At 44.3% G+C, this 3,984-nt stretch carries 2 protein-coding genes; both read left to right on the top strand.

The features are described from left to right. Positions 1-1,789, top strand: a 1,789-nt coding sequence (locus F6K20_RS27590; RefSeq protein WP_287296804.1) for a type I polyketide synthase, incomplete at its 5' end; no start/stop codon positions are given. Then, the coding region (locus F6K20_RS27585; RefSeq protein WP_287296802.1) for a type I polyketide synthase at positions 1,789-3,984 on the top strand (2,196 nt) is incomplete at its 3' end. The genes F6K20_RS27590 and F6K20_RS27585, both read left to right, overlap by 1 nt.

The raw sequence follows: 3,984 nt of genomic DNA, 5'->3' as shown, positions 1-3,984 counted from the left end.
TGGAGAACGAGTGTTGATTCATTCCGCTGCAGGGGGAGTTGGACAGGCTGCGGTTCAGTTGGTTCAAAACAGGGGAGCCGAAGTCTTTGCGACAGCCAGTCCTCCCAAATGGAAGTTTTTGCAGCAGCAGGGAGTAGAGCAAATCATGAATTCCCGGACTCTGGAATTTGCTGAGCAAGTACAAGCAGCTACTGAGGATATGGGAGTGGATGTGGTGCTCAACAGCTTCAATGAAGAGTACATTCCCCAGAGCTTTCAAGCCTTAGCTCATGGAGGTCGATTTATTGAAATCGGTAAAATTAATATTTGGTCACAGAGCAAAGCACAAGAATACCGTCCGGATGTCAAGTATGAGGTTTTTGACCTGGTGGAGATGGTGCGAGAGCAGCCTGAGCTAGTAGCGCAGCTCTGGAGCGAACTAGGCACAGAGTTGAAGACGGGGAAATTGCAACCTCTGCCGCATCAAGTGTTTGAGTTAGGACAGGTGCACGAAGCTTTCCGATATCTTCAACAAGCAAAGCATATAGGGAAGGTTGTGGTTGCTATTCCCCCATTGAGAGAACAAAAGAAAGAGATACAAGCACAGGGTAGCTATTTAGTGACAGGAGGATTAGGCGCTTTGGGATTAGAGGTCTCAAAGTGGCTAGTGGATAAGGGAGCTCGTCACTTGGTATTGATGGGACGCCGTTCTCCTTCAGCTGAAGCACAAATAAAGATCGCACAGTTGGAGGATATGGGGGTAAAGGTGAGCGTTCAGCTTGCTGATGTTTCTTGCTCCCAGCAAGTATCTCAGATGATGGAGAGAATTGAAAGGGAGTTGCCTAGCTTGCGAGGAGTGATTCATGCCGCCGGGGTTTTGGATGACGGGGTACTGCAAAATATGAGTTGGCAGCAGTTCGTAAAAGTAATGCTTCCCAAAGTACAGGGTACTTGGCATTTGCATCAACTGACCAAAGATCTACCCTTAGATTTCTTTGTTTGTTTTTCCTCCATGTCTTCTCTGCTGGGAAATCTTGGTCAAGGAAATTATGCCGCAGCTAATGAGTTTATGGATGCAGTAGCTCATTATCGTCGCAGTATGGGGTTGCCAGGATTGAGTATCAATTGGGGAGCCTGGGCATCATCAGGGATGGCAGCTAGTTTAGCAGGTCAGCATCAGCAAAGGCTGGAAACCATTGGTATCCGTGCCATAGAACCTCAGCAAGGAATGCAGGCATTGGGGTCATTGTTATCACAGACTCCCAGCCAAGTTGGGGTTTTGCCCATTAATTGGTCAAAGTTTGTCAGTACACTACCAGGTGGGCAAAAGATGCCATTCTTGGAGGCATTGATTTCTACTGAGCCATCATTAACCCAAAAGTCAGCATTTAGAGAACAACTAGAAGCAGCAGCTGTTTCAGAGCGTCAAGAGTTATTAACAAATCACATTCGCTCAGCGATCGCCAAAGCATTAGGTTGGAGGGATGGACAAAAAATAGGAATGCGTCAACCTTTGTTTGACTTAGGATTAGATTCTCTGATGGCAGTGGAATTGAAAAATCGCTTGGAGTCAAGTTTAGAAACTAACTTAAGTTCAACACTGTTATTTGATTATCCTACGGTAGAGGCTTTGGTAGAGTATTTAGCAAACGATGTCATCCCAATAGAATTCTCTTCCAACCTAGATGAAATAGAAAATTTAGAACAAGAGGAAATAGATAACACATTTCGTTTTCAGGAAATGTCTGAAGATGAAATGGCCAATATACTGGCTAGAAAATTAGAATCTCTGGAGGGTAAAAAAAGCTAATGAAAAAAAGTCAAAGTAGCCGAACCATAGACTATAAAGCATTAATGGAAAATGCTTTTCTCCAGATAGAAACTTTGCAGTCTAAGTTAGAAGCTTTTGAAAATCAAGAAAAAGAACCCATAGCGATAATTGGCATGGGCTGTCGCTTCCCTGGTGGAGTAGATTCTCCTGAAGCCTTTTGGCAGTTACTCAATGATGGAGTAGATGCGATCGCCGAAGTACCTAAAAATAGATGGAACATTGATGAGTATTATGACCCAGACCCAGATGCTCCCGGCAAAATTGCTACCCGCGACGGTGGTTTTCTCTCCGAAATAGATCGCTTTGATGCCCCATTTTTCGGGATTTCTCCCCGAGAAGCTCACAGCTTAGACCCCCAACAACGCTTGTTGCTCGAAGTGAGTTGGGAAGCTATCGAAAGGGCTAACATTGTCCCGGACAAATTGTTTAATAGTCTCACAGGAGTTTTTATTGGCATCGGTAGTAACGACTACTTAAATAAGCTGGCAACCTCTGAAATACCAGAAGCTTATTGGGGTACAGGTAATGTACCGAGTGCCGCTACAGGTCGTTTATCATACATCTTGGGACTTACTGGACCGAATCTGGCAGTAGATACTGCTTGCTCTTCCTCTTTGGTATCAGTGCATCTGGCTTGTCAGAGTTTGCGACAGCGAGAATGCAATCTAGCTCTAGCAGGAGGTGTGAATCTAATTCTATCTCCCAAGTTTAGTATTGTTTTCTCTCAGGCCAAAATGTTATCTCCCGATGGTAGGTGCAAGACCTTTGATGCTTCTGCCAATGGTTATGTGCGTGGTGAAGGATGCGGAGTGATTGTTTTGAAACGACTTTCCGACGCACTAGCTAATGGAGATAATGTTCTAGCAGTAATTCGCGGCACGGCAGTCAATCAAGATGGACCGAGTGGTGGTTTAACAGTACCTAACGGACCATCTCAAGAAGTTGTGATTCGCCAAGCCTTGGCCAATGGGGGTGTGGAGCCAGCCAGTGTCAGTTATATTGAAGCTCATGGTACCGGAACTTCCCTGGGAGACCCCATTGAAGTCGGAGCGTTGGGAAAGGTATTTGGCAAAAACCACTCTATTGAACAGCCTGTGATCATTGGTTCCGCTAAAACTAATATTGGTCACTTAGAAGTAGCAGCAGGAATTGCAGGTTTGATGAAGGTAGTTCTACAACTGCAACATGAACAAATAGCACCATCACTGCATTTTAATCAGCCTAACTCTTATATTAATTGGTCACAATTACCTCTACAAGTTCCGACTAAACCGACCCCTTGGCAAACCAATGGGAAAAGTCATATCGCGGGAGTAAGTTCCTTTGGTTTTAGTGGGACTAATGCCCATGTGATCCTAGAAGAATCACCAATAGAAGGCAATAGACAAAATCCCCAAGAAGGGAAGACAACAGGCAACAGTGAAGATTACTTGGAACGCTCAGTTCATCTGTTAACACTCTCAGCCAAAACCCAAACTGCTCTTAGTGATTTACTCAGTAATTATCAAAATTATCTAAAAACTTATCCCAAACTAGAAATAGCCGATATCTGTTATACAGCCAACACAGGACGTACCCACTTCAACCACAGACTAGCAGTTGTTGCCTCTAACCGACAAAAATTAGTGGACAAACTCCGACAGCACCAACAGGAAGAAGAGGTAACCGGAATTTTTTCAGGGGAACTGCCCAACAACAACACAACACCCAAAATCGCCTTTCTATTCACAGGGCAAGGCTCACAATATGTGAACATGGGCAGGCAGTTGTATCAAGAATCACCAACTTTCCGTGAAACGATTAACCAATGTGAGGACATTCTCAGTAACCTAGAAACGTTTCAGGAAAAGTCACTACGAGAAATACTCTATCCAACAGATGACTCATCAGATTCCTCCCTACTAGCTCAAACAGCCTATACTCAACCTGCTTTATTTGCCATAGAATATGCCCTATTTAAACTCTGGCAATCGTGGGGGATTAAACCAGATGTCGTTATGGGTCATAGTGTAGGAGAATATGTAGCGGCAACTGTAGCAGGAGTATGGAGTTTAGAAGCTGGTTTGAGGCTAATTGCCGCTAGAGGCTCTTTGATGCAGAAATTACCTGCTGGTGGCGAGATGATTTCAATTATGGCATCAGAGTTGAAAGTTCTAGAGACTTTGAAAGGGATA

The organism is Moorena sp. SIO2C4 (assembly GCF_010672485.1).
Classification (GTDB): Bacteria; Cyanobacteriota; Cyanobacteriia; order Cyanobacteriales; family Coleofasciculaceae; genus Moorena; species Moorena producens.
The sequence above is the reverse complement of the archived record's forward strand: the minus strand, read 5'-3'. Positions and strand labels throughout refer to the sequence as shown.